Raw genomic sequence first — 19,838 nt, forward strand, 5'->3', positions numbered from 1 at the left:
CGTGTCAGTTATCCTACATACATTATGCACGAAAACTTTCGGTTAGGCACTTACCTCATTCCATGGGTGTGCTGCCTGGAGATCTATTAGAACAATATCAACGCTCTGGCCGGCCTCTTGGGCAGTGGAAAATTGATTTTCCGGTGCTGTCTGATTCGCATGAACAATCTGATTCTCAATGTGTGTATCGAAGGTCTGGTAGGAATGGATAGCCGCGACGTAAACGCCGCTAGGATGGATATTACTAGTGGCCGACCCACTGAAGTACGTCTCAGGTCATTCCACAGGGCGGCTCGGCATGACGGATCGTGCTCGATGGTGGTCACCTGGGTGTTGGAAAAGTACATAGTTGGTCTCTGTTCTTATTTCTAGATAATGGCGTGACGTACTCGGGCGGAGATCCACTCCGAGGCCAGTACGGTGGCGAAAATCATCACGAAGATCACGCTGACCTGGTGCCAAGCCAGGCTGTTTATGGCGGCGTTGAGCTGTAGGCCGATACCGCCGGCGCCTACCAGCCCTAGCACAGTCGATTCGCGGATGTTGATGTCCCAGCGATAGACGCTGATGCCGGCGAAAGTGGGCACTACCTGGGGCAACACGCCGTAACTCATTATTTGCAGTCGGCTGGCGCCAGTGGCGCTGATCGCCTCCACCGGAGCGGGGTGGATTTCCTCGATAGCCTCATAGAGCAGTTTTCCGACAAAGCCGATAGAGCGCAGTGCGATGGCAATGATTCCAGCCAGCACCCCAGGGCCAAGAATAGTTATCAATAGCATGGCCCAGATGAGTGAGTTGATGGAGCGCGAAGCGACGATGACGACGAGGGCAATGCTGCGTACTAGTGGATGAGGTGTGGTGTTTCGGGCTGCGAGGAAAGCTACTGGAAAACCCATGGTAATCCCTAGTGCGGTGCCGAGTGTGGCGATGTTGAGAGTGTCCCACATGGGTTTCCAGAGGTACTGAGCGTAGTGCCACTCTGGTGGCAACATGCGGCTAATCAGATCGCTGCCCTGACGGCCTGCGTCTTCCACAAACACCCACATGGTGTTGTCGGAGATCTGTTTCCAGCAAAGTAGGAAAATACAGATACCAGCGAGCCAGGCTAGGTGGCCCAGCCACTGGGCGCGTGTGGTGCGCAAACGCCATGTTGGCGTGCCCTGCGGGGAGCTGCTTATGGTCATGACAGTGTCCTGTTTATTGGGTCCAGCGACGCACATGGCTCGAGCTGTACTCACATAGCAGTACAAGGGAGATGATGATTAGCAGGATGGCTGCCGAGGTGCCGTATTCGTATCGGCTGATGGAAGTGTTGAGGGTGGCGCCGATACCGCCGGCCCCGACGATGCCGATCACCGCCGATTCCCGGAAGTTGATGTCCAGGCGATACATTGAGAGCCTGATCAACCGCGGCATGATTTGGGGTTGCACGGCTTGGTTCATAGTCTGCCACCAGCTTGCTCCAGTAGCGCGCACTGCCTCCACCTGGCACCAGTCGAGATCCTCGATGTCTTCGGCCAGCAGCTTGGCCATGAAACCAACGGTAGCAAACGCCAGTGTGAGCATGCCGGCCAGCGGGCCGAAGCCAAACATCACCACGAAAAGAATGGCGATGATGATCTCCTGGAAGGTACGTGACAGCGTGATGATGCCCCGGCACAGGTAGTAGATGGGCCAGGGGGTAATATTGCGTGCCGCGCCGAGTCCTACCGGAATTGCCAAAGCTACACCGATCACCGTGGAGGTGAGCGTCATGGACAGGCTCTCGAGGATGCCGTCGAGGATGTCGCCGCGACGACTGATAAAGTCCGGCTGGGCGAAAGCGGCCAGAAAGCTGAGGCTGCGGCTGGCGCCTTCGGCGACCCGAGTCCAGTTTACGTCGACTGTTGAGAGTGCCAGGATGAAGTAGGTCGTTAGGCTCAGCGTCAGGCCCCAGCGTAGCTTCGAACTCTGGATCATCGGTAGCCGTCGCCAGTGGCCTGTTTGTGCCAGTTCTTGGCGATTCATACGGTGCCTCCCGCCGCTAGAGACAATTTTTGAGGCACTGCTGTTTGGGTAGCGGTTCTGTGCTCTGCTTCCCCATCTTGTGCTTGAGTACTCTCCCACTCTTCTTCGCCGTAGATCGTGGTGAGGGTCTTTGCGTCGAGCTCCTGGGGCGTGCCATCGAAGACGATCTGGCCAGCGCGTAGCCCCACGATGCGGTCAGCAAACTGCTGAGCCAGGGCGACGTCGTGGATGTTGATGATGGCAGCGAGCTCACGTTCGGCGCACAGCTCACGGATCAAGCGCATAATCTGGCGCGAGGTTTTGGGGTCCAGGCTCGCCGTGGGTTCATCCACCAGCAACAAGCGGGGACGCTGGATCAGAGCCCTTGCGATGCCCACTCGCTGACGCTGGCCTCCGGAGAGGGCATCGGCACGTTTGTCCATGGCCTGGGGCAGACCAATCCGTTCCAACAGTCTAAAGGCTTCAGCGATGTCCTCTTGGGGGTAGCGACGCAGGAAACTTCGCCAGAAGCCCACATAGCCGAGCCGACCCGAGAGTACATTTTCCATCACTGTCAGACGCTCCACCAAGGCATACTCCTGAAAGATCATCCCCATGGCGCGGCGAGCCCCACGCAGGGCGCTACCGGAGAGCCGGGTTAGTTCGGCCTCCCCCAGGTGGATGCTTCCGCTGGTGGGCTCCACCAGTCGATTGACGCAGCGAATCAGGGTGCTCTTGCCGGCTCCAGAGGGGCCGATCAGCGCCATCACCTGGCCCCGCGGAAGGGTTAGGTTGATGCCGACCAAGGCGTGTTCCCCGGTGGAGTAGCGTTTGTTGACCTGAGAGAGGGTCAGCATAGCTATGTCTTCCTTTATGCAGACGGCCAGGAGAGTGAGACCCTCCTGGCCGTGAGTGTTAATGATGGGTTCTGATAAAAGAGCGCTGCCAGTTTTATGAGACTCAGTCGCAGGTGTAGGTCACGTCGTTGGCTTCATCGATGGTGCGGATCACTGCCCAGTGTTTTTCGAAAGTGATAGGGATGAATTGGGATTCACCGGAGTTGGCGAATTCAGCCTGTAGCGCGCTACCTTCCCACTCGTAACTGAAGAAAGCGTCTTTGACCTTCTCGGCAAGCTCGGGATGCAGGTTATAGACATGTCCGTAACCGGTGGTGGGGAAGGTCTGGGAGGTGTAGAGGATCTCGTAGTCGCCCTCGTTGATCACGTCGCGGGCCAGCATGCGATTAGAGACCGAGTTGGCTATAGCGGCGGCTTCGTAGTCCTTGTTGATCACGCCCAGGATGGAGTTATCGTGGGAGCCAGAGAAGGCAGTCTCGAAGTCTTCTCCAGGCACCAAACCAAACTCGCTAACCAGTAGGGCGGAAGGCGCTTTGAAGCCTGAGTTGGAGGTCGATGAGGTAAAAGCCATGCTACGCGAGGCTAGGTCGGCCACGGACTCGATGCCGCTGCCAGGGTAGGTGATGATCTCCATCTCGTACCCGAAGCTACCGTCTTCACTGGCCATCATGGTAAACGGGACGAAGCCGGCGCAATTCACCGCGAGAGGGTTGGATCCAGTGTTAAAGCCAGCCACGTGGAGGCGTCCGGCGCGCATGGCTTCCAGCTGGGCGGCGTTGGACTGTACCGGGAAGAACTTCACCTGCTTACCGGTGACCTCCTCCATATGTTTAAGAAAACCAGACCAAACCTCGGCATAGACGGCTGGATCTTCCACTGGTGTATAAGAGAACACCAATGTATTAGGATCAACCCACTGCGACTCATCGACCGGTGTATCGGCTACCAGGTCACTATCGGTATCGGAGAAACGCGGAGACAAGTTGGCGCTGGCCGTAAGACTGGCAGTGACGAAGATACCTGTGATGGCGCTGGCCAGCAGGTTACGGTATAGGGGCGTGGTAGTCATGGGAGCTCCGAAGCGTGATGACAGGGGCAATACAGGAACACCAATGACTTTGACGCCTCTCTGTGACAGTGCGGAGTCTCTGGAGTGACAAAGCAGTTAATTTCGCCAGGGAGCCCCCGCATGCCATTTCGCTGCTGAAGATCGAGCCGCGATCATGATGATGTGTGCCACTCACTTCGTGTTAGCGGAAACCTTTCTCGCGGTACTGCAACTGACAGGTTGAGCGCCATGCCTATTCGCATTGGCCCCTGACAGCAGAAAAAGCGAGGAAACATCATGTCCAATCTCAAAATGACAATACTGACCCTGGGCCTGGGAGGCTTGATTGGTATCGGTTCCCTGGCAATGGCCCATGATGAGGAGATGCTGCGCCAGTTGCCGCCGGGCGACCCCTACATCCAGGTGAGCGATGCGTTGCCGTTACCGGAGTTCATCCCCGGCCTCGGCACGCTATTTGTAGACCCCGATACGTTGCCGGCAGGCCCTTTCCTTGCCTATGACCATGCAGGCGGGCTGTCTGCGACGATCTATATGACGCCGCTGGATGAGCTGGAAAACGGCACCGCCTACGATGATCTGCCGGTGGGGCTGCATCAGACGTCCTCGGTCGATATCTACTACAACGCAGGCCATCCTGGCGTGGAAAGGCCGCACGCTCACGTTGTGCTCTACCATGATCAAGACGCCAAGGCGCGGTTAGCCAAATGATAGTAACGCGCCGTCAACTACTGGCTCTGGGCGGCGGTGGCTTCGCCGCCCTCATGGCTCCCGTCCTGCTCTACGGGCAGGACGTGGAGGTCATCGAAATGCGCGGTACATCTCGCGGGGAGCGTGTTTGGTTCACGCCTATCGGCCTAGCGATCAAGCCGGGCACCCGAGTGCGCTTCGTGAACCGCGATGCTGGCAATAGCCATACCGCGACCGCCTATCATCCAGAGCTTTTCGACCGGCAGCGTCGGATACCGACGGCCGCGACGCCGTTTCATAGCGATTTCCTGCTCCCTGGAGAAAGCTTTGAAGTGATTCTCACGGTGCCTGGTATCTACGACTACTACTGTCTGCCCCATGAAAGGGCCGCGATGGTGGGGCGGATTGTGGTCGGCACGCCGGCCCCGGCGCTGCTGGCGCAAGCGAAAGACCCAGGGTATCTATCGGAGGCAGTACTTGCCGCATTGCCGGCGGTAGACAATATTCTTACCGAAGGTCGGGTTTATGCGGAGGACGCGAGATGAAAAACAATGCCCAGCAGGGCGGGGCCGAGCCTCATGCTCGCGCTACCGGCCATAAGCAGGAAGCCGAACTGGTGGAGTTGGCCCGATCCGGCGACGAGTCGGCGATTCGTGAGCTGATCCAGAGGCTCAATCCGCGACTGTTTCGCATCATCAGAGGCATCGTGGATAGCGACGCCGTGGCGGAGGAGCTCGTACAGGAAGCCTATCTTTCGGCCTTCACTCGGCTGGCAACGTTTCGCGGCGAGGCGCGCTTCTCGACGTGGATCACCAGCATCGCCATCAACATGGCCAAGATGCAGCGACGCGGCCATCGGATACTGGAAGGGTATGACACTGTGACCGAAATCGAACCGCGAACAGGGATGGTGCTTTCCTTTCCCGGCCCTGACCCCAGTCTCCCCGAACCTTCGCTGGGACGTACCCAGTTTCGTGAGTTTCTGGAGACAGCGATTGCTGACTTGACGCCGGACTTTCGCCTTCCCTTTCTGATGCATGAAGTCGAAGGCATGAGCATCTCGACCATCGCGCATCTTCTGCAGATCAATCCAACGACCGTCAAGACCCGGCTTTTCCGTGCACGCAGAAAACTGCGCACCGGTCTTCAGGTCAAGATACAAGGCGGGTTCGATGAGGTATTTCCCTTCGATGGCGCTCGCTGCAGGGGCATGGCGGACCGTGTCGTCAGCCGGCTGCAGGCAGAAGGTTACGGGTTGCGGTGATAGTTTAGCGAGCATGAAACGCATGACCGCAACCCGTAATGGAGTTCGCGCGGCATCTGCCTCGAAAAATCTATCTCTATGAACGAGTTTTCAAGGAGTAATAAAAAGTGCAGCCTAAGTAGGCGTTAAATTATTTGGTGAACCCTTGCAGACTACTATCGTAATACATAGTAGTCACTTGGTTCGAGGATACGATCATGAGTGTCACTACAGATATGGCATGGATTGGAAGGCGAACAATAGCATTTAACCAAAAGCTGCTGCTGGACCCGCTTGTGGCACCCAACTTGAGCCTAAAAATAACAGGTTAGCTTCATGCTGCATCTTGGCTTGCCCATGTGGGCCAATACTGCTTGGCGCGGCGGGCTCTACCCGCCGCATGACGACGGCAGCGGCCATCTGGCCGATTATGCTCGGGTATTCAATGCGGTAGAGGGCAATACCACCTTCTATAGCGGTGTGCCCTTGGCAACCAGCGTGGACGCCTGGGCCAGGCAGGCGCCGTCGCACTTTCGTTTCTGCTTCAAGCTGCCCGCTGAGTTAACCCATGAGCGTCGCCTTGTGGATATCGAGGCGCCGTTCGATAGCTTCATCGCTGCGCTGGCACCGTTGCGAGACCGGCTAGGTCCGCTGATGGTTCAATTGCCCCGCGATCTTGGTGAAGAGGCGCTACCGCGACTGGGCCGGCTTCTGGCGCGCTGGCCGGCAGATATTGGCTGTGCGGTTGAGCCGCGACATATTGATTTTTTCCACAAGGGAAGGATTGAACGCGATTTCAACCGTCTGTTGATAACTCACGGCGCTAACCGAGTTATGCTCGATGTACGCCCATTGTTTAGTGGCCAGGTCGGTGATCATGGCGGGATGATTCAGGCACGCAAAGAAAAGCCGAAGCGCCCGCTACATGTGATATCCACAGGAGCCAATCCAGTTATTCGTTTTATTGGTCATGTCGACGAGTCCGTCAATCACGATTACTTGTCGCCTTGGATTAAACAACTTGCCCTGTGGGTAAAGCAGGGGAAAACTCCTTTCTTTTTTGTGCACACTGCTGATAACCGAGCAGCGCCAGCCTTAGCGCGGCTGCTTCACGAACGCCTTGCTGACGTGCTTGACCTGCCAGCGCTGGCTGACTTTGCCGGACACCGTCAGCCGTCACTCTTTTAGTTTTTGTTGAGTGACTATCACATCGTGGCCACTTAACGCTGGGGTATCTGGTCATCTTTCCGATCATCAGATAGATTTATGACCATCAAGGCATTATTCCAGCAGGATCTGCTGTGATGATTGCCTGAGCGCTATCAACAACCAAAAATTCACAACAGCAGGTTTTTCATGTCGAAACTTTCTCATGCGCAATGGTCGTCCAAGATGACCTTCATCCTGGCTGCCACCGGCTCGGCAGTGGGCTTGGGTAATATCTGGCGTTTTTCCTATCTGGTAGGTGAAAATGGCGGTGCCGCTTTCGTATTGGTCTATCTGGCCTGTGTGGCGCTGGTGGGGCTGCCGATCCTGGTAGCCGAGTGGATGATCGGGCGTCGCGGCCAGGCTAACCCCATCAACTCCATGCTCAAGCTGTCGAAAGACAATAAATTGTCACCGTTGTGGTCACTGGTTGGTGCTAGCGGCATTCTGGCGGCCTTCCTCATTCTGTCGTTTTACAGCGTGATTGGCGGCTGGTCGCTCAACTACACCCTGAGTTCGGTGACTGGTGCCGCTAGCGGTTTCAGTGGCTTAGATGCCGAGGGCGTTGGTGCGATCTTCAGCGGTCTGCTGGGGAGTCCCGGTACACTGACGTTGTGGCACACCCTCTTTATGGTGTTGGTAATACTGATTGTAGGGCGCGGCGTTACCAAGGGACTTGAAAGCGCCGCCAAGACCATGATGCCGGCGCTGGTGATCCTGATGCTGGTGCTGGCCGGCTATGGCATGACCACTGGGCACTTCGGCGAGGCCATGGCCTTCATGTTCAGCCCTGACTGGAGTGCGCTGACTGGTGGAACCGTTCTGGCTGCCATGGGCCAGGCCTTTTTCACCCTGTCGCTGGGCATGGGCATCATGCTGGCGTATGGCTCCTATCTGGGCGAAGACGTAAACTTAATCGGTACTGCGCGCACGGTGATCCTGCTGGATACTGGCATCGCGCTGCTGGCCGGTATTGCGATCTTCCCGATTGTGTTCGCTAACGGCCTGAGCCCCGGGGAAGGCCCTGGCTTGATCTTTGTGACCTTGCCGGTAGCCTTTGGCAACATGACGGGCGGTGCGTTGCTGGGCTTGGCCTTCTTCCTGCTGCTAACGTTCGCCGCGCTGACCTCGGCCATTTCGCTGCTTGAGCCTACCGTTGAAATGCTAGAAGAGCGCACGGCGCTTTCCCGGGTTAGCGCTACCCTGGTCGGCGGTATCGCCATCTGGGCGCTGGGTCTGGCGGCGCTGATGTCGTTCAACGTCTGGGACGATGTGCTGTTCTTTGGCCTGAACATCTTTGACCTGCTGGATACCATCACGGCCAAGTTCATGCTGCCACTGACCGGCCTGGGTGCCATCCTGTTTGTTGCCTGGCGCCTGGATCGCCAGAGCGTGACCCAGGAGCTGGGCCTCTCTGGTGGTACAGAAACGCTGTGGCTGCTGGTGGCGCGCTTTGTAGCACCGATTGGCGTGATCGTGGTGTTTGTTAATAGCCTGTTATAAACACTGACGTTGAAAATAGCTGTGCAGAAGCCCCGCAGTATAGCGGGGCTTCTTCGTTGAGGGGTAACTCAAATGGTCAGTGGGTATTTTCATCGAGAAAATCGTTGATGGGGAACTCTATTAAGTGCTCGCTGAGGCGCTTGGTCTCTTGATAAAACTCGATCCCACGACGGGCGCGAAGACTGCGTTGGACGGCGTTACGGGCGCGTTGCTTGTGTTCGTTAACTTCCATATCCATGAAGATATTGAGTAGCTCGCTTTTCAGGGAAGTTAAACGTTCAACATTACGCATGATCGACTCTCCTACCTGCAGTGAAGGTGTAGCATCCAAGATGCAGCGCGACACAGCACTTTCTACTATAAAATATTTGACAGTATGATGAATGAAGGTAAAAGAACGTAGCATGGTATAGATAATGAACAACCTGTTGCGATCTGGCTTGAGGCATACTGTTACAATAGATTCGACTGAGGGCGGTCACCGTGATGCCGCCTGATCACTGATGAGGAATACCGCGTGAGCCTTGGCCTGTTCGATGAGTTGAGACGCCGTATGGAGCATTTGCGCCGCTCCGAACAGAAAGTGGCGCGCTTTGTGCTGCGTAATCCCGAAGACGTCATTCATATGCGGATTGTGGATCTGGCCACTGAGGCCAAGGTCAGCGAACCCACGGTGGTACGTTTCTGTCGCGCCCTGGGCTGTGGGGGCTTTCAGGACTTCAAGCTCAAGCTGGCCCAGATGCTGGCAGCAGGCAGCCAGTTCGCCCAGTTCACGATGAATGACAGCGACACTGTCGCCGAGTTTTCCCAGAGTATTTTCGACTCCACCGTCGGCACTCTACTGTCAATACGCGACCGGTTGGATAACGAATCTCTCAGCCAGGCAATCAATGCGCTGGCCATGGCTAACCGCGTCGAATTCTACGGCTTTGGCGCGTCCGGTGCCGTGGCTTTTGATGCTCAGCATAAGTTTTTTCGCCTGCAGATCTCTACTGCCGCTCTGTCGGACCCGCACATGCAAAATATGTCGGCGGTGACCCTCAAGGAAGGCGATGTGGTGGTGGCCATCTCCCAGACGGGGCGTACCCGTGCTCTGGTAGCCAGTGTGCGACTGGCGCGTGAAGCAGGTGCGACGGTGATCGGACTTTGCCCGCATGGTTCGCCGCTGGCCGAAGAAGTGACTCTGCCGCTGTATGTTGACGTGCCTGAAGAGACCGAAATCTACACCCCCATGAGCTCGCGCATTGCCCATCTGGTGTTGATTGATGTGCTAGCCGTGGGCGTGGCCAAGACGCGTGGTCCCAAGCTGGCCGAACAGCTCAAGGCGGTCAGGACCAGTCTGACGCCGCTGCGCTTTCCGGAAATCAGTTAAGCCATTTTGAACTAGTTTCAACAGCAGACTTCTCGGAGCCGGTCAGGATGCAGCTTGGCGGTGGCCAGTCACCGGCTCGGTGTGTCTGAATATGCTAAGCTGACCACCCATTTTTCAGCAGCGATTTCCTTGTATATGGCTTCCCCCATGGATGATGTCACGGCGATTCTCGACCACATGAACACGGCACAGCGTGAGGCCGTCAGTGCGCCTCAGGGTAATATGCTGGTGCTGGCCGGGGCCGGCTCGGGGAAGACGCGGGTGTTGGTGCATCGCATCGCTTGGTTGATGCAGGCCGAGGGGCTTTCCCCCTATGCCGTGCTGGCGGTGACCTTCACCAACAAGGCCGCCCGCGAGATGCGTACGCGCCTGGAAACCCTGCTGGGCTTGTCGCTGCGACATGTGTGGGTTGGCACTTTCCACTCCATTGCGCACCGCTTGTTGCGTACCCACTGGCAGGATGCTCGCCTGCCCCAGCACTTTCAGATCATTGACAGCGACGACCAGCTAAGGCTGATCAAGCGACTGCTCAAGGATCATGGCATCGATGACGAGCGCTATCCGCCGCGCCAGGTCCAGTCGTTCATTTCGGGTTGCAAGGAAGAAGGACTACGGCCCCATCAGGTTGATGCCAGCGGCGATGCGTACATGCTGCAGATGGTCGATCTCTACGAACGCTATCAGCTTACCTGCGAGCGTGGCGGACTGGTCGATTTTGGCGAGCTACTGCTCAGAAGTCTGGAGCTGCTGCGCGATAACCCGGCACTGCTGGCACACTATCGTGAACGCTTCGGCCATGTGCTGGTGGATGAGTTTCAGGATACCAATACCCTGCAGTATGCCTGGCTGAAGTTGCTTAGCGGCATGCAGACGCCGATGACAGTGGTCGGTGACGATGATCAGTCGATCTACGGCTGGCGCGGTGCGCGGATCGAGAATATCCGTCGCTTCGAGCAAGAGTTTTCCGAGACTAAAACCGTGCGGCTGGAACAGAACTATCGTTCCACCAGCGCCATTCTTGAATCTGCCAATGCCCTGATCAGTCACAACGCTGAACGTATGGGCAAGGAGCTATGGACTGATGGTGAGCGGGGCGAACCAATCTCGGTCTATGGCGGTTTCAATGACCTCGACGAGGCGCGCTTTATCGTCGATACCATTCGCGACAAGGTCAATGAAGGTTTCAAGCGCAGTGATGTAGCGATTCTCTACCGTTCCAATGCCCAGTCCCGGGTAATCGAGGAGGCGCTGATTCGTCAGGGCATGCCGTATCGTATTTATGGCGGGCATCGCTTCTATGAGCGGTTAGAAATCAAAAACTCCTTGGCTTATCTGCGACTGTTGCTCAACCGCAATGACGATGCCTCGCTAGAGCGGGTCATCAACGTGCCAGCACGAGGCATTGGTACACGAACAGTAGAGGTTCTCCGCGAGCGAGCGAGGCTGGATGAAACGTCGTTATGGCAGGCACTACATGATGGCTTGCACGACGGGACCCTCAAAGGACGTGCAGGCAATGCGGTGAAGGCCTTCAGTGATCTGATCGAGCAACTGGATGACGAGACCTCGGCGCTGTCGCTGCATGAGATTATTGATCATGTGAACGAGCGCAGCGGCCTGCTCGAACATCATCGCAACGAAAAAGGCGAGAAAGGCCAGGCGCGGATCGAGAACCTTGAGGAGCTGGTTACCGCCGCCAAGGCGTTTACCCAGGGTGAGGCGTTGGAAAATGCCGAGATTGGTGAAGGCATGGTGGCGTTGGAGGCTTTTCTGGCGGAAGCCGCGCTTAATGCAGGTGATCACGAGGCTGACGAATTTGAAGACTGCGTGCAGATGATGACGCTGCACTCGGCCAAAGGGCTGGAGTTTCCGGTGGTATTCATCACCGGCGTGGAGGAGGGATTGTTTCCTCACAAGATGTCGCTGGAGGAGCCCGGTCGCCTCGAGGAGGAGCGCCGGCTGTGCTATGTGGGCCTGACACGTGCTATGCAGAAGCTCTATCTAACCCATGCCGAAGTGCGGCGATTGCACGGCAAGGAAACCTTTCCCCGCCCTTCGCGCTTTCTGCGTGAACTGCCCGAACAGCATCTGGAAGAAGTACGGTTGCGTGGCCAGGTGTCGCGGCCACTCAGCGTCTCGCGTCCAGCGCCCGCGTGGCGCCAAGAGCGCATTGAGGCTGCTGGCGACCTGCCGTCGTTGAGCCTTGGGCAGCGGGTCAGTCACCCAGTATTTGGTGAAGGTGTAATTCTTGATGCCGAAGGTGAGGGCGAGCGTGCCCGGGTACACGTCAGTTTCGAGGGCGAGGGTGCTAAGTGGCTGGTGCTGGGCTTTGCCAAGCTGACACCGCTGTAGGTGCGGGGGCGCTTTTCGCGGCCTGAAGGCCGCTCACACGATAACCTGCACGTTGCCGTTGAGCGGGGTCTTGTAGGAGCCATGTTCACATGGCGAAACCGCCGCGCAGCGGCGGCGGGGCTGGTTTGCCATGGTAGGTTTACAGCGACTCATCGACGCCATCGCAGCTTGAAGACAGTTCCTTTATTTGCCTGCTAAAACCGCCTTCACGCATACTGCTGAAAGTATAAAAGTACAGATATCTGATATGTTTGGCCGTGCTTTATCTGGCCGCGCTGATAAAAACCAAAAAAGGAGTTAGCTCATGCAACGACGCAAGTTTCTCAAGACTGCTGGCCTGGGTGCTGCTGGTGTTGCCGCCGCACCTTTTGTATCCACCGCGTCGGCTCAGGAAACCATTACCTGGAACATGGTGACGTCCTGGCCCAAGAACTTCCCGGCGCTGGGTACTGGCGCCAACGACTTCGCCAAGCGTATTGAGCAGATGTCAGGTGGCCGGATGAAGATCCGTGTTCACGGTGCAGGTGAGATGGTACCGGCACTTGAGGTCTTTGATGCGGTATCTGCCGGCACGGCTGAAATGGGGCACTCTGCTTCTTATTACTGGCGCGGAAAAGTAGCTGCGGCGCAGTTCTTTACGGCAGTGCCGTTTGGCATGACCACTGATGAAACCAACTCCTGGCTGTACAACGGCGGTGGCGGTGAGCTGTGGGATGAACTGTATGCCAAGCATAATCTTAAGCCGTTTGCGGTCGGTAATACGGGCACCCAGATGGCGGGCTGGTTCAAGAAAGAGATCAACTCGCTGGAAGACATGCAGGGCCTGAAGCTGCGTTTGCCCGGTCTGGCCGGTGAGGCCATGGCTGACATTGGTGTAACCACCATGACGATTCCGGGCAGCGAGATTTTCACGTCGCTGCAAACCGGTGTGCTAGATGCGGCTGACTGGGTCGGGCCCTATAACGACCTGGCGTTCGGCCTGCATCAGGTGGCGGATTATTACTACACGTCAGTCTGGAATGAGCCGTCGGCCATTCTTGAAGGCACGGTGAATCTGGATGCCTGGAATGCGCTGCCGGATGATCTCAAAGTGATAGTGACTGAGGCCGCCCGTGCGTCAAATATTGCGATGTTCAGCGAGCTGGTATTCCGCAATGCGGAAGCGCTGAATACGCTGACAGAGGAGCACGGCGTTAAACTGCGTACTTTCCCCAGTGAGGTCATGGCTGCGCTGAAGAAGGCTTCCGAGAAGGTTATTTTGCGCCAGGTAGAAAGTGATGAAGAATCACGCAAGATCTATGAGTCGTATTCTGCGTTCCAGGATACCGTGCGTGGATTTACCGATATCGGTGAGTACGACTACCTGAAAGTGCGTGATGATCTGACGGACTGATCATTGCGGGCTGCTTGCCTGTGGTAAAACGCCGGGTGCTGCCAGGGTATCCGGCGTTTTCTAGCTGTGTGTATTCCTGCACTGCTGTTCAGTTATGGCTTGACCGCTCGAATGCGGCCTTTTTCGTCCAGTGCCACCATCACAAAGCGTGCCTCTGTCACTTTCTGTAGCTCATGTCTGTCGCTCTCATGTGGAAAGCGGCACCAGACTTCTACGTCAATTTTCATTGAACTGCGCCCAGTTTCACGTATTTCGGTGAAGATATTGACCATTGACCCGACCCGTACCGGGGAGAGGAAATCCATGCTCTCGATGGAAACCGTCGCGGTGCGGCCATTGGCCTCTCGGCTGGCGGCAAGCTCGGCGGCCTGATCCATGTGTGACACCAGCCAGCCGCCGGAGATATCACCGTGCAGGTTGGTATCGTGACGATTGGCTACCAGTTTGAGGGTCAGCTGGCCACGCGGCGAGGGTACATCATCTATGTCAGTCATCAGTGGTTATGTCGGCTTTGTTGTTTTGAATTGTGAGAAGCTCGTATCGGGTAATGCGAGATATCAGAGGGCCATGATAAACGTCGGCGACTGATATTCAACTGCCCGGAGTGTTGCGTCTTGTCGCAGGTAACGTCGTTGATACTGGCAGTAACTCAACCGGAGGAAATTTTTCATGATTGATGCATTTACGGCACTCTCCCGGGGTACCCGTCTAGTCTATTCCCCCGGGCTTCGCCGCTATGTGTTTCTACCGATACTGGTTAACCTGCTGGTGTATGCTGCTCTGCTATATTACGTCATCAGCCGCTTTGGTGGCTGGCTTGATGGCTGGATGGCCATGGTGCCCGGCTGGCTTGAATGGCTCAACTGGTTGATCTGGCCTCTGTTTATGATCAGCTTGCTGCTGATCGTATTTTTCACCTTCACCCTGATAAGCAGCATGATCGCTGCGCCTTTCTATGGGTTTCTGGCCGAAAAGGTGGAGCGTGTGGTCACCGGCCAGCCGCCGCTGGATGACCGGGGAGTCATGCGTGCCGGCATAGATGCCATCGGCCGCGAGCTGGTCAAGCTGGCCTATATCCTGCCGCGCATGTTGCTACTGTTCATCATTAGCTGGATTCCAGCTGTCAATATCATAGCGCCTGTGTTGTGGGGGCTGTTTTCCGCCTGGACCATGGCGATCACCTATCTTGACTATCCCATGGACAACAACAAGGTGAGCTTTGCTGATATGCGCCGCCGCCTGAATGCACGACGTATTCCGACATTGACCTATGGCGGTTGGGTGACCCTGATTACCTGGTTGCCCCTGGCGAACCTGTTTCTGCTGCCAGGTGCCGTGGCCGGCGCAGTGCTGATGTGGGACAGGCATTATCGGGATCTAGGTAAGCCCACCGCGGTCACCCGCTAGTTGTTACCCGACAGCTAGCTGCCAATGCCCGGCCACAGGCTCAAGGCAATGCCGGCAAAGACCACCATGCCCGACCACTGATTGTTGAGAAAGGCCCGGAAACAGCGGTCGCGATCGCGGCCTCGGGCCAGCTGCTGCTGGAAGACAAAGGTGGCGGCCATGGTGGCCAGCCCCAGCCAGAAGAAGCCACTCAGTCCTAGCAGCCAACCGGCCAAGGCCAGCAGAATCAGGGTTGCCAGCTGGAACAGCCCGATCATCAGCGTATCGGCACGACCAAACAGGACGGCGGTGGATTTTATCCCAATTTTCAGGTCATCATCGCGATCCACCATGGCGTAGAGGGTGTCGTAGGCAATCGTCCAACTCAGGTTGGCGGCAAACAGCAGCCAGGCCACTGTCGGTACTTCACCCAGTACGGCACCGAATGCCATGGGTATCGCCCAGGAAAAAGCCGCACCCAGAACCACTTGTGGCAGGTGGGTATAGCGCTTCATGAAGGGATAGATGGCTGCCAGCGCCACGCCCACCAGCGATAGCAGCACGGTAAACAGGTTGGTAAAGCACACCAGTATGAAGGAGGCGGCCACCAGCAAGGCAAAGAGCCCGAGGGCCTCACGTTCACTGATGCGGCCGGTGGCCAATGGGCGATTCACGGTGCGTTTGACGTGGCCATCTACATGGCGGTCGGCATAGTCGTTGATGACACAGCCAGCCGCCCTCATCAGGTAAACGCCGAGCACAAAAATCACCACCAGATGCCGCTCAGGCACGCCTTCTGCAGCGACCCACAGAGCCCATAGCGTAGGCCACATCAGTAGCCAGGTGCCGATGGGACGGTCGAGACGGGTCAGATGTAAAAAGTCCGGAATACGCGCGAGTCCCGTGGGACGCAGAAGTGATGAGTCCATTGTGCGCTCTCAAGTAAGTCGTAAATCATCGCCAGCCTCGGCCAGCAAATGGTGGAAGCTACTGCGAAGGCAGCTCCAGGTCGTCCGCCATGTTGTCTAGGAAAAACTCCTGAACCAGTACAGTAAAGCGCCGGTGGCGAAGTATCGAGCGACGGCCCCAAGGGCCGGGTAGCTGACGAAACGGGGCCGGGGAGCGGGTAATCTCGATGGCGCCGCGTTTGAGATCCGGCTGACTGAATAGCCAACTGCCTAGCGAGCGCTCGCCCAGGCCTTCAAGACGATGGCCGTTCAGCCGGTCCAGTGGTGCGACTGAGCGGGCTAACACCCAGGGCCGGTCATCGAGACACAGCGCCACTTCCCGTAACCAGGCCCAGCGATCCAGCGGCTGGCCCAGCGCCATCGCTTCATCGTGACTTGGCCGACCAAGTCGCTGATCGAGCAGTCGAACGCGGAAAGTGGCCGGCGCGCCGGCATCGGTCAGGCGAGCTGTCAGTGAATCGGTAGAGGCTACCCATTGCCACCAGGCATGGCTCATTGCCGGCCGTACCGCTGCCAGAGGCTGCCATTTTGGCGCCTGTGTCGAACCCTTGATCACCGCGATGCTCCACGTCCCATACCAAGGGGCGCTAGTGTACCATGGCCCTGCGTACAAACTGCCTCCACCACCCGGCATACAAACAAGGACAGCTATGAGTGCTCCTCTGACCATCATCGGCTCCGGCATGGCCGGGTTTGGACTGGCGCGTCAGCTGCGCAATCGTGATGCCGAGCGGCCAATTACCCTGATTACTGCCGATGGCGGTGATGACTATTCCAAACCGCTGCTTTCCACCGGTTTTGCCAAGCGGCTTTCACCTGAGCGATTGGTGGCACGTCCGGCGTTGCAGGTGGCCCAGGACCTCAATGTGACGCTGCGCACCCACACCTTCGTCGATGCTATCGACACCAGTTCGCGCAGCCTGCAGCTCGGTGCAGAAACACTGGCCTATGATCAGCTGGTGCTGGCCACCGGCGCTGCGCCGACGTTGCCCTTTACGATTCCTGACGAGCTGGCTGAGCGGGTGATGACCGTCAATGATCTGGATGACTACCGCCGTTTTCATAGCAGCCTGGCGGCATTGCAGCGTCCGGCCAAGGTGGTGGTGGTTGGCACAGGGCTGGTGGGCTGCGAGTTTGCAGATGATCTGGTGGCCGGAGGCCACAGCGTGAGCATGGTGGCACCGGAAGAAATTCTTCTGGCACGTCTGTTGCCCGCCGAGCTGGGACGCGCCCTGGGAGATGCCTTCCTTGAGGCGGGCATTCAGCTGTACTGCGGCACGACGGTGAGCTTTTTCTGGCATGAGCAGGGTGCTGTGGCGGTAAAGCTGAATGGTGGTGACACCCTGCATGCTGATCTGGTGCTGGTGGCGACAGGCCTGCGTCCGCGCATGACTCTGGCCGCTAGCGCGGGCCTCAGCGTCAGCCCAAACGGCATTGTGGTAGATCGTTATCTGGAAACAACGGTCCGAGGTGTTTTCGCGCTGGGCGATGTCGCCTGTGTTGATGGGCTGAATGCCATGTATGTGCAGCCGCTGCAGGCTGGAGCCAAAGCTTTGGCCGCTACCCTGACGGGTAGCCCTACGTTGGTGAACTACGGACCTTGGCCCATCATGGTCAAGACATCATTGTTGCCGATTGTTTCCTTGCCGCCGGTTGAATCAGCCGTACGTTGGCGTACCGAAGGAAGTGGGCGTGATCTGGCGGCATTTGCAGAGTCAGATGACGGCCAATTACAGGGTTTTGCATTGACAGGAGACTGTGTGCGTCGGAAAGTCAGACTGGCGCGGCTGGCACCGCCGTTGCTAGGCTAGTGACGACTCCCCCTGCTGCACCCATGGAGTGATAAGGTTTGAAGCAGCATAATCGCTTTCCATGGTGACAAGGAAACATAAAACAGTAATAACAGAGCAACACCGTCAGGAAGCAGTGGCCGGAAATGACTCCGGCTTCATACTTACAGTCAGGAGAACCAACCTTATGCGCAAACCAGAACTTGCCGCAGCCATTGCCAAGCAGGCTGACCTTTCCAAAGATAAAGCCGGTCAGGTACTCAACGTGATTCTCGAGGAGATCACTGGTAGCGTTGCTGATGGTAACGACGTCACCCTGATAGGTTTTGGCACCTTTACCGTCCGTCATCGTGCCGCCCGCACCGGCAAAAACCCGCAGACAGGCGAGCCGCTGCAGATTCCGGCAAGCAAAACGGTTGCCTTCAAGCCCGGTAAAGGGCTCAAGGAAGCGGTGCAAAAGTAAGCCGTCAGCGGCTCGTCGGGCGCCGGCGAACCGCTGTTTTCCTCCCTTTTCCTTCTTCCTGTCGGGAGCTTAGACATGATGCTACGAGCCATCCTCTGGTTGCTTGGTTTTTTGCTCAAGAGGGCGCAGCGAAGCAAGCCGGCTTTCCAGGAACAGTTGGAGAAGCGTCCCCTCGACTGGGGAATTGCCACCGAAGATTTGTCGATTGCCAGGTACTACCGGATGTCCGCTGACGGTATCGAGACAGGTAGAGGGCTTCCCATAGACCTTGATCTGGAACTGCGTTTTGAAGACCCACAAAGCGCCATCAGCATCCTACGCAAGCCTACCCAGAAAGCTTTCCTCGACGGCATGATGAACGATCAGGTACGGCTGGTGGGTGATAGCCGCGATCTGGAGCGTCTCCAGACGCTGCTCAAATACATCCGCTGACGCCTTTCGTTGAGATGACGGCTTGATCCCAGGTTTCTGGCTTCGGCTGCTCAGGGCGCCGGCCCTGCCGCACCCAGAAAACGTTTCTGCCAGTAATCCAGCGATAGCTGGGTTGTTGTTACCTCTCGCCCGCTGCCGGGTGCATGAATCATCTGATCGTTGCCCATATAGATGCCCACATGGCTGGCCTTGCCGCCGCCGGAGGTATCGAAAAACACCAGGTCGCCCGGACGGGCTTTTTTGATCGGCGGCAATTTCGAGAACTGCTCATGGGACGTGCGCGGTACGCTGATACCCGCTTTGCTGTAGGTTCGCTGTACTAGACCAGAGCAGTCCAGCCCACTCAGCGAGTTACCGCCATAACGGTACGGCACGCCCAGCGTCTTTTTGGCTTCCGCGAGAATCATTGCGCGCTCAAAGGAAACGGCGCTCTGCTCCTGGGTCTTTAGCTGTGATCCAGCGCAGCCAGATAGCAGTGCAAGCACCATGATCAGCAGCATCATTACCAGTGCAGGTTGGCAGGAATAGGGGGCTGGGCGAAAAGCTGTCGGGTGTCGCATGAGAGTTACCTGGTGAATTAGCATCAGTTGATGGTATTAGTCGTCAACGGCGAAAACCGACTCTGCGACCTGCCAGCGCGGGCCAGTTATCCGCTTGGGCGTGAGGCAGACGCTCAATGCGTTGTGCAATAGTTTCGGGGAAAGGCGCCGGACGACCGTTAGCGGTGGCAATACCCATCAGCATTTGTTCGCTGGTTGCCAGGCATTGGCCGTGCTCGTCGAGCATTTCCATGAATACATGCAACCGCTTGGTATCCTGATCCAGCAAAATGACGTTAATGCCCAGCGGTTGATCCTCATAAGCCTCACGGCGATAGCAGACATGGGTTTCCAGGGTGTAGATGGTATAGGCGTGTTGCTCACGGCCCGTCTCATTCAGTCCGATATCATCCATCAGGGCTTCCAGGGCCAGAGAGAAAACCCGTGCGTATTCTGCATCGTTCATGTGGCCGTTGTAATCTACCCACTGTGGTGCAACCCGCGTATCAAGAATGCGCATGTGAATTTCCTGTCAATCAGTCGAATGACAATATAGCAGCCCCCCGTTGTGGGCAGAGGAGTAAACGATGAG

General features: G+C 57.0%; 22 protein-coding genes. 12 read left to right on the top strand and 10 right to left on the bottom strand.

Annotation, left to right across the window (positions count from 1 at the left end; all coding sequences use genetic code 11):
* Window positions 1-368 precede the first annotated feature (368 nt).
* From phnE (ACTH3D_RS07630) to phnD, 4 genes are all read right to left on the bottom strand, one after another.
* Window positions 369-1,184, bottom strand: coding sequence for a phosphonate ABC transporter, permease protein PhnE (gene phnE / locus ACTH3D_RS07630; RefSeq protein WP_441666468.1), 816 nt, complete (start codon window positions 1,182-1,184; stop codon window positions 369-371).
* A 13-nt stretch (window positions 1,185-1,197) separates the two neighbouring features.
* Window positions 1,198-2,007 (bottom strand): phosphonate ABC transporter, permease protein PhnE, encoded by an 810-nt coding sequence (phnE, locus tag ACTH3D_RS07635; RefSeq protein ID WP_441666469.1) that lies wholly within the window; start codon window positions 2,005-2,007, stop codon window positions 1,198-1,200.
* A complete protein-coding gene (gene phnC, locus ACTH3D_RS07640) occupies window positions 2,004-2,843 on the bottom strand; it encodes a phosphonate ABC transporter ATP-binding protein (RefSeq protein WP_441666470.1) in 840 nt (279 codons plus the stop codon). The genes phnE (ACTH3D_RS07635) and phnC overlap by 4 nt, the downstream gene beginning before the upstream one ends.
* Window positions 2,844-2,946: 103 nt before the next feature.
* On the bottom strand, window positions 2,947-3,912 hold the full coding sequence (phnD, locus tag ACTH3D_RS07645) for a phosphate/phosphite/phosphonate ABC transporter substrate-binding protein (RefSeq protein WP_441666471.1): 966 nt from the start codon (window positions 3,910-3,912) through the stop codon (window positions 2,947-2,949).
* 276 nt (window positions 3,913-4,188) lie between these two features.
* Here phnD and ACTH3D_RS07650 point away from each other — a divergent pair, with 276 nt between their 5' ends.
* The 5 genes from ACTH3D_RS07650 to ACTH3D_RS07670 all read left to right on the top strand — a co-directional run bounded on the left by ACTH3D_RS07650 (window position 4,189) and on the right by ACTH3D_RS07670 (window position 8,551).
* Window positions 4,189-4,620 carry a hypothetical protein gene (locus ACTH3D_RS07650; RefSeq protein WP_441666472.1) on the top strand — a complete coding sequence of 144 codons (432 nt, stop codon included), beginning with the start codon at window positions 4,189-4,191 and terminating at the stop codon, window positions 4,618-4,620.
* A 98-nt stretch (window positions 4,621-4,718) separates the two neighbouring features.
* Window positions 4,719-5,144 (top strand): cupredoxin domain-containing protein, encoded by a 426-nt coding sequence (locus ACTH3D_RS07655; protein ID WP_441666473.1) that lies wholly within the window; start codon window positions 4,719-4,721, stop codon window positions 5,142-5,144.
* Window positions 5,141-5,863, top strand: a complete 723-nt coding sequence (locus ACTH3D_RS07660) for an RNA polymerase sigma factor (protein ID WP_441666474.1) — start codon at window positions 5,141-5,143, stop codon at window positions 5,861-5,863. The genes ACTH3D_RS07655 and ACTH3D_RS07660 overlap by 4 nt, the downstream gene beginning before the upstream one ends.
* Before the next feature lie 315 nt (window positions 5,864-6,178).
* Window positions 6,179-7,030: a DUF72 domain-containing protein gene (locus ACTH3D_RS07665; RefSeq protein WP_441666475.1), complete on the top strand. Its 852-nt coding sequence runs from the start codon at window positions 6,179-6,181 to the stop codon at window positions 7,028-7,030.
* A 168-nt stretch (window positions 7,031-7,198) separates the two neighbouring features.
* Window positions 7,199-8,551, top strand: a complete 1,353-nt coding sequence (locus ACTH3D_RS07670) for a sodium-dependent transporter (RefSeq protein ID WP_441666476.1) — start codon at window positions 7,199-7,201, stop codon at window positions 8,549-8,551.
* Between the two features lie 76 nt (window positions 8,552-8,627).
* Here ACTH3D_RS07670 and ACTH3D_RS07675 read toward each other — a convergent pair whose 3' ends face one another.
* Window positions 8,628-8,843 carry a PA3496 family putative envelope integrity protein gene (locus ACTH3D_RS07675; RefSeq protein WP_441666477.1) on the bottom strand — a complete coding sequence of 72 codons (216 nt, stop codon included), beginning with the start codon at window positions 8,841-8,843 and terminating at the stop codon, window positions 8,628-8,630.
* A 225-nt stretch (window positions 8,844-9,068) separates the two neighbouring features.
* Here ACTH3D_RS07675 and hexR point away from each other — a divergent pair, with 225 nt between their 5' ends.
* From hexR to ACTH3D_RS07690, 3 genes are all read left to right on the top strand, one after another.
* A complete protein-coding gene (gene hexR / locus ACTH3D_RS07680; protein WP_441666478.1) occupies window positions 9,069-9,923 on the top strand; it encodes a transcriptional regulator HexR in 855 nt (284 codons plus the stop codon).
* Between the two features lie 147 nt (window positions 9,924-10,070).
* Window positions 10,071-12,275, top strand: a complete 2,205-nt coding sequence (gene uvrD / locus ACTH3D_RS07685) for a DNA helicase II (RefSeq protein WP_441666479.1) — start codon at window positions 10,071-10,073, stop codon at window positions 12,273-12,275.
* 304 nt (window positions 12,276-12,579) lie between these two features.
* Window positions 12,580-13,668, top strand: a complete 1,089-nt coding sequence (locus ACTH3D_RS07690; protein WP_441666480.1) for a TRAP transporter substrate-binding protein — start codon at window positions 12,580-12,582, stop codon at window positions 13,666-13,668.
* Between the two features lie 92 nt (window positions 13,669-13,760).
* Here ACTH3D_RS07690 and ACTH3D_RS07695 read toward each other — a convergent pair whose 3' ends face one another.
* The gene (locus ACTH3D_RS07695) at window positions 13,761-14,162 is read right to left on the bottom strand and encodes an acyl-CoA thioesterase (RefSeq protein WP_441666481.1); all 402 of its coding nucleotides are present in this window, start codon (window positions 14,160-14,162) and stop codon (window positions 13,761-13,763) included.
* A gap of 175 nt (window positions 14,163-14,337) precedes the next feature.
* Here ACTH3D_RS07695 and cysZ point away from each other — a divergent pair, with 175 nt between their 5' ends.
* Entirely contained in the window at window positions 14,338-15,075 is a 738-nt protein-coding gene (cysZ, locus tag ACTH3D_RS07700; RefSeq protein WP_441666482.1) for a sulfate transporter CysZ, read from the top strand.
* A gap of 14 nt (window positions 15,076-15,089) precedes the next feature.
* Here cysZ and ubiA read toward each other — a convergent pair whose 3' ends face one another.
* Complete coding sequence (ubiA, locus tag ACTH3D_RS07705; RefSeq protein WP_441666483.1) at window positions 15,090-15,983, bottom strand: 4-hydroxybenzoate octaprenyltransferase; 894 nt, start codon at window positions 15,981-15,983, stop codon at window positions 15,090-15,092.
* A gap of 58 nt (window positions 15,984-16,041) precedes the next feature.
* The gene (locus ACTH3D_RS07710) at window positions 16,042-16,578 is read right to left on the bottom strand and encodes a chorismate--pyruvate lyase family protein (RefSeq protein WP_441666484.1); all 537 of its coding nucleotides are present in this window, start codon (window positions 16,576-16,578) and stop codon (window positions 16,042-16,044) included.
* Between the two features lie 94 nt (window positions 16,579-16,672).
* On the opposite strand from ACTH3D_RS07710, the gene ACTH3D_RS07715 reads away from it, so the two are divergent.
* From ACTH3D_RS07715 to ACTH3D_RS07725, 3 genes are all read left to right on the top strand, one after another.
* Window positions 16,673-17,833, top strand: a complete 1,161-nt coding sequence (locus ACTH3D_RS07715; RefSeq protein WP_441666485.1) for an NAD(P)/FAD-dependent oxidoreductase — start codon at window positions 16,673-16,675, stop codon at window positions 17,831-17,833.
* A gap of 61 nt (window positions 17,834-17,894) precedes the next feature.
* Window positions 17,895-18,275: an HU family DNA-binding protein gene (locus tag ACTH3D_RS07720; protein WP_441666486.1), complete on the top strand. Its 381-nt coding sequence runs from the start codon at window positions 17,895-17,897 to the stop codon at window positions 18,273-18,275.
* Between the two features lie 75 nt (window positions 18,276-18,350).
* Window positions 18,351-18,707, top strand: a complete 357-nt coding sequence (locus ACTH3D_RS07725; RefSeq protein WP_441666487.1) for a hypothetical protein — start codon at window positions 18,351-18,353, stop codon at window positions 18,705-18,707.
* 50 nt (window positions 18,708-18,757) lie between these two features.
* Here the strand turns inward: ACTH3D_RS07725 and ACTH3D_RS07730 are convergent, their stop codons facing one another.
* Both ACTH3D_RS07730 and ACTH3D_RS07735 read right to left on the bottom strand, forming a co-directional pair.
* Entirely contained in the window at window positions 18,758-19,267 is a 510-nt protein-coding gene (locus ACTH3D_RS07730) for a C40 family peptidase (RefSeq protein ID WP_441666488.1), read from the bottom strand.
* Window positions 19,268-19,310: 43 nt separating this feature from the next.
* Window positions 19,311-19,766, bottom strand: coding sequence for a thioesterase family protein (locus ACTH3D_RS07735; protein ID WP_441666489.1), 456 nt, complete (start codon window positions 19,764-19,766; stop codon window positions 19,311-19,313).
* Window positions 19,767-19,838 lie beyond the last annotated feature (72 nt).

Source organism: Halomonas sp., from assembly GCF_052095765.1.
Classification (GTDB): domain Bacteria; phylum Pseudomonadota; class Gammaproteobacteria; order Pseudomonadales; family Halomonadaceae; genus Halomonas.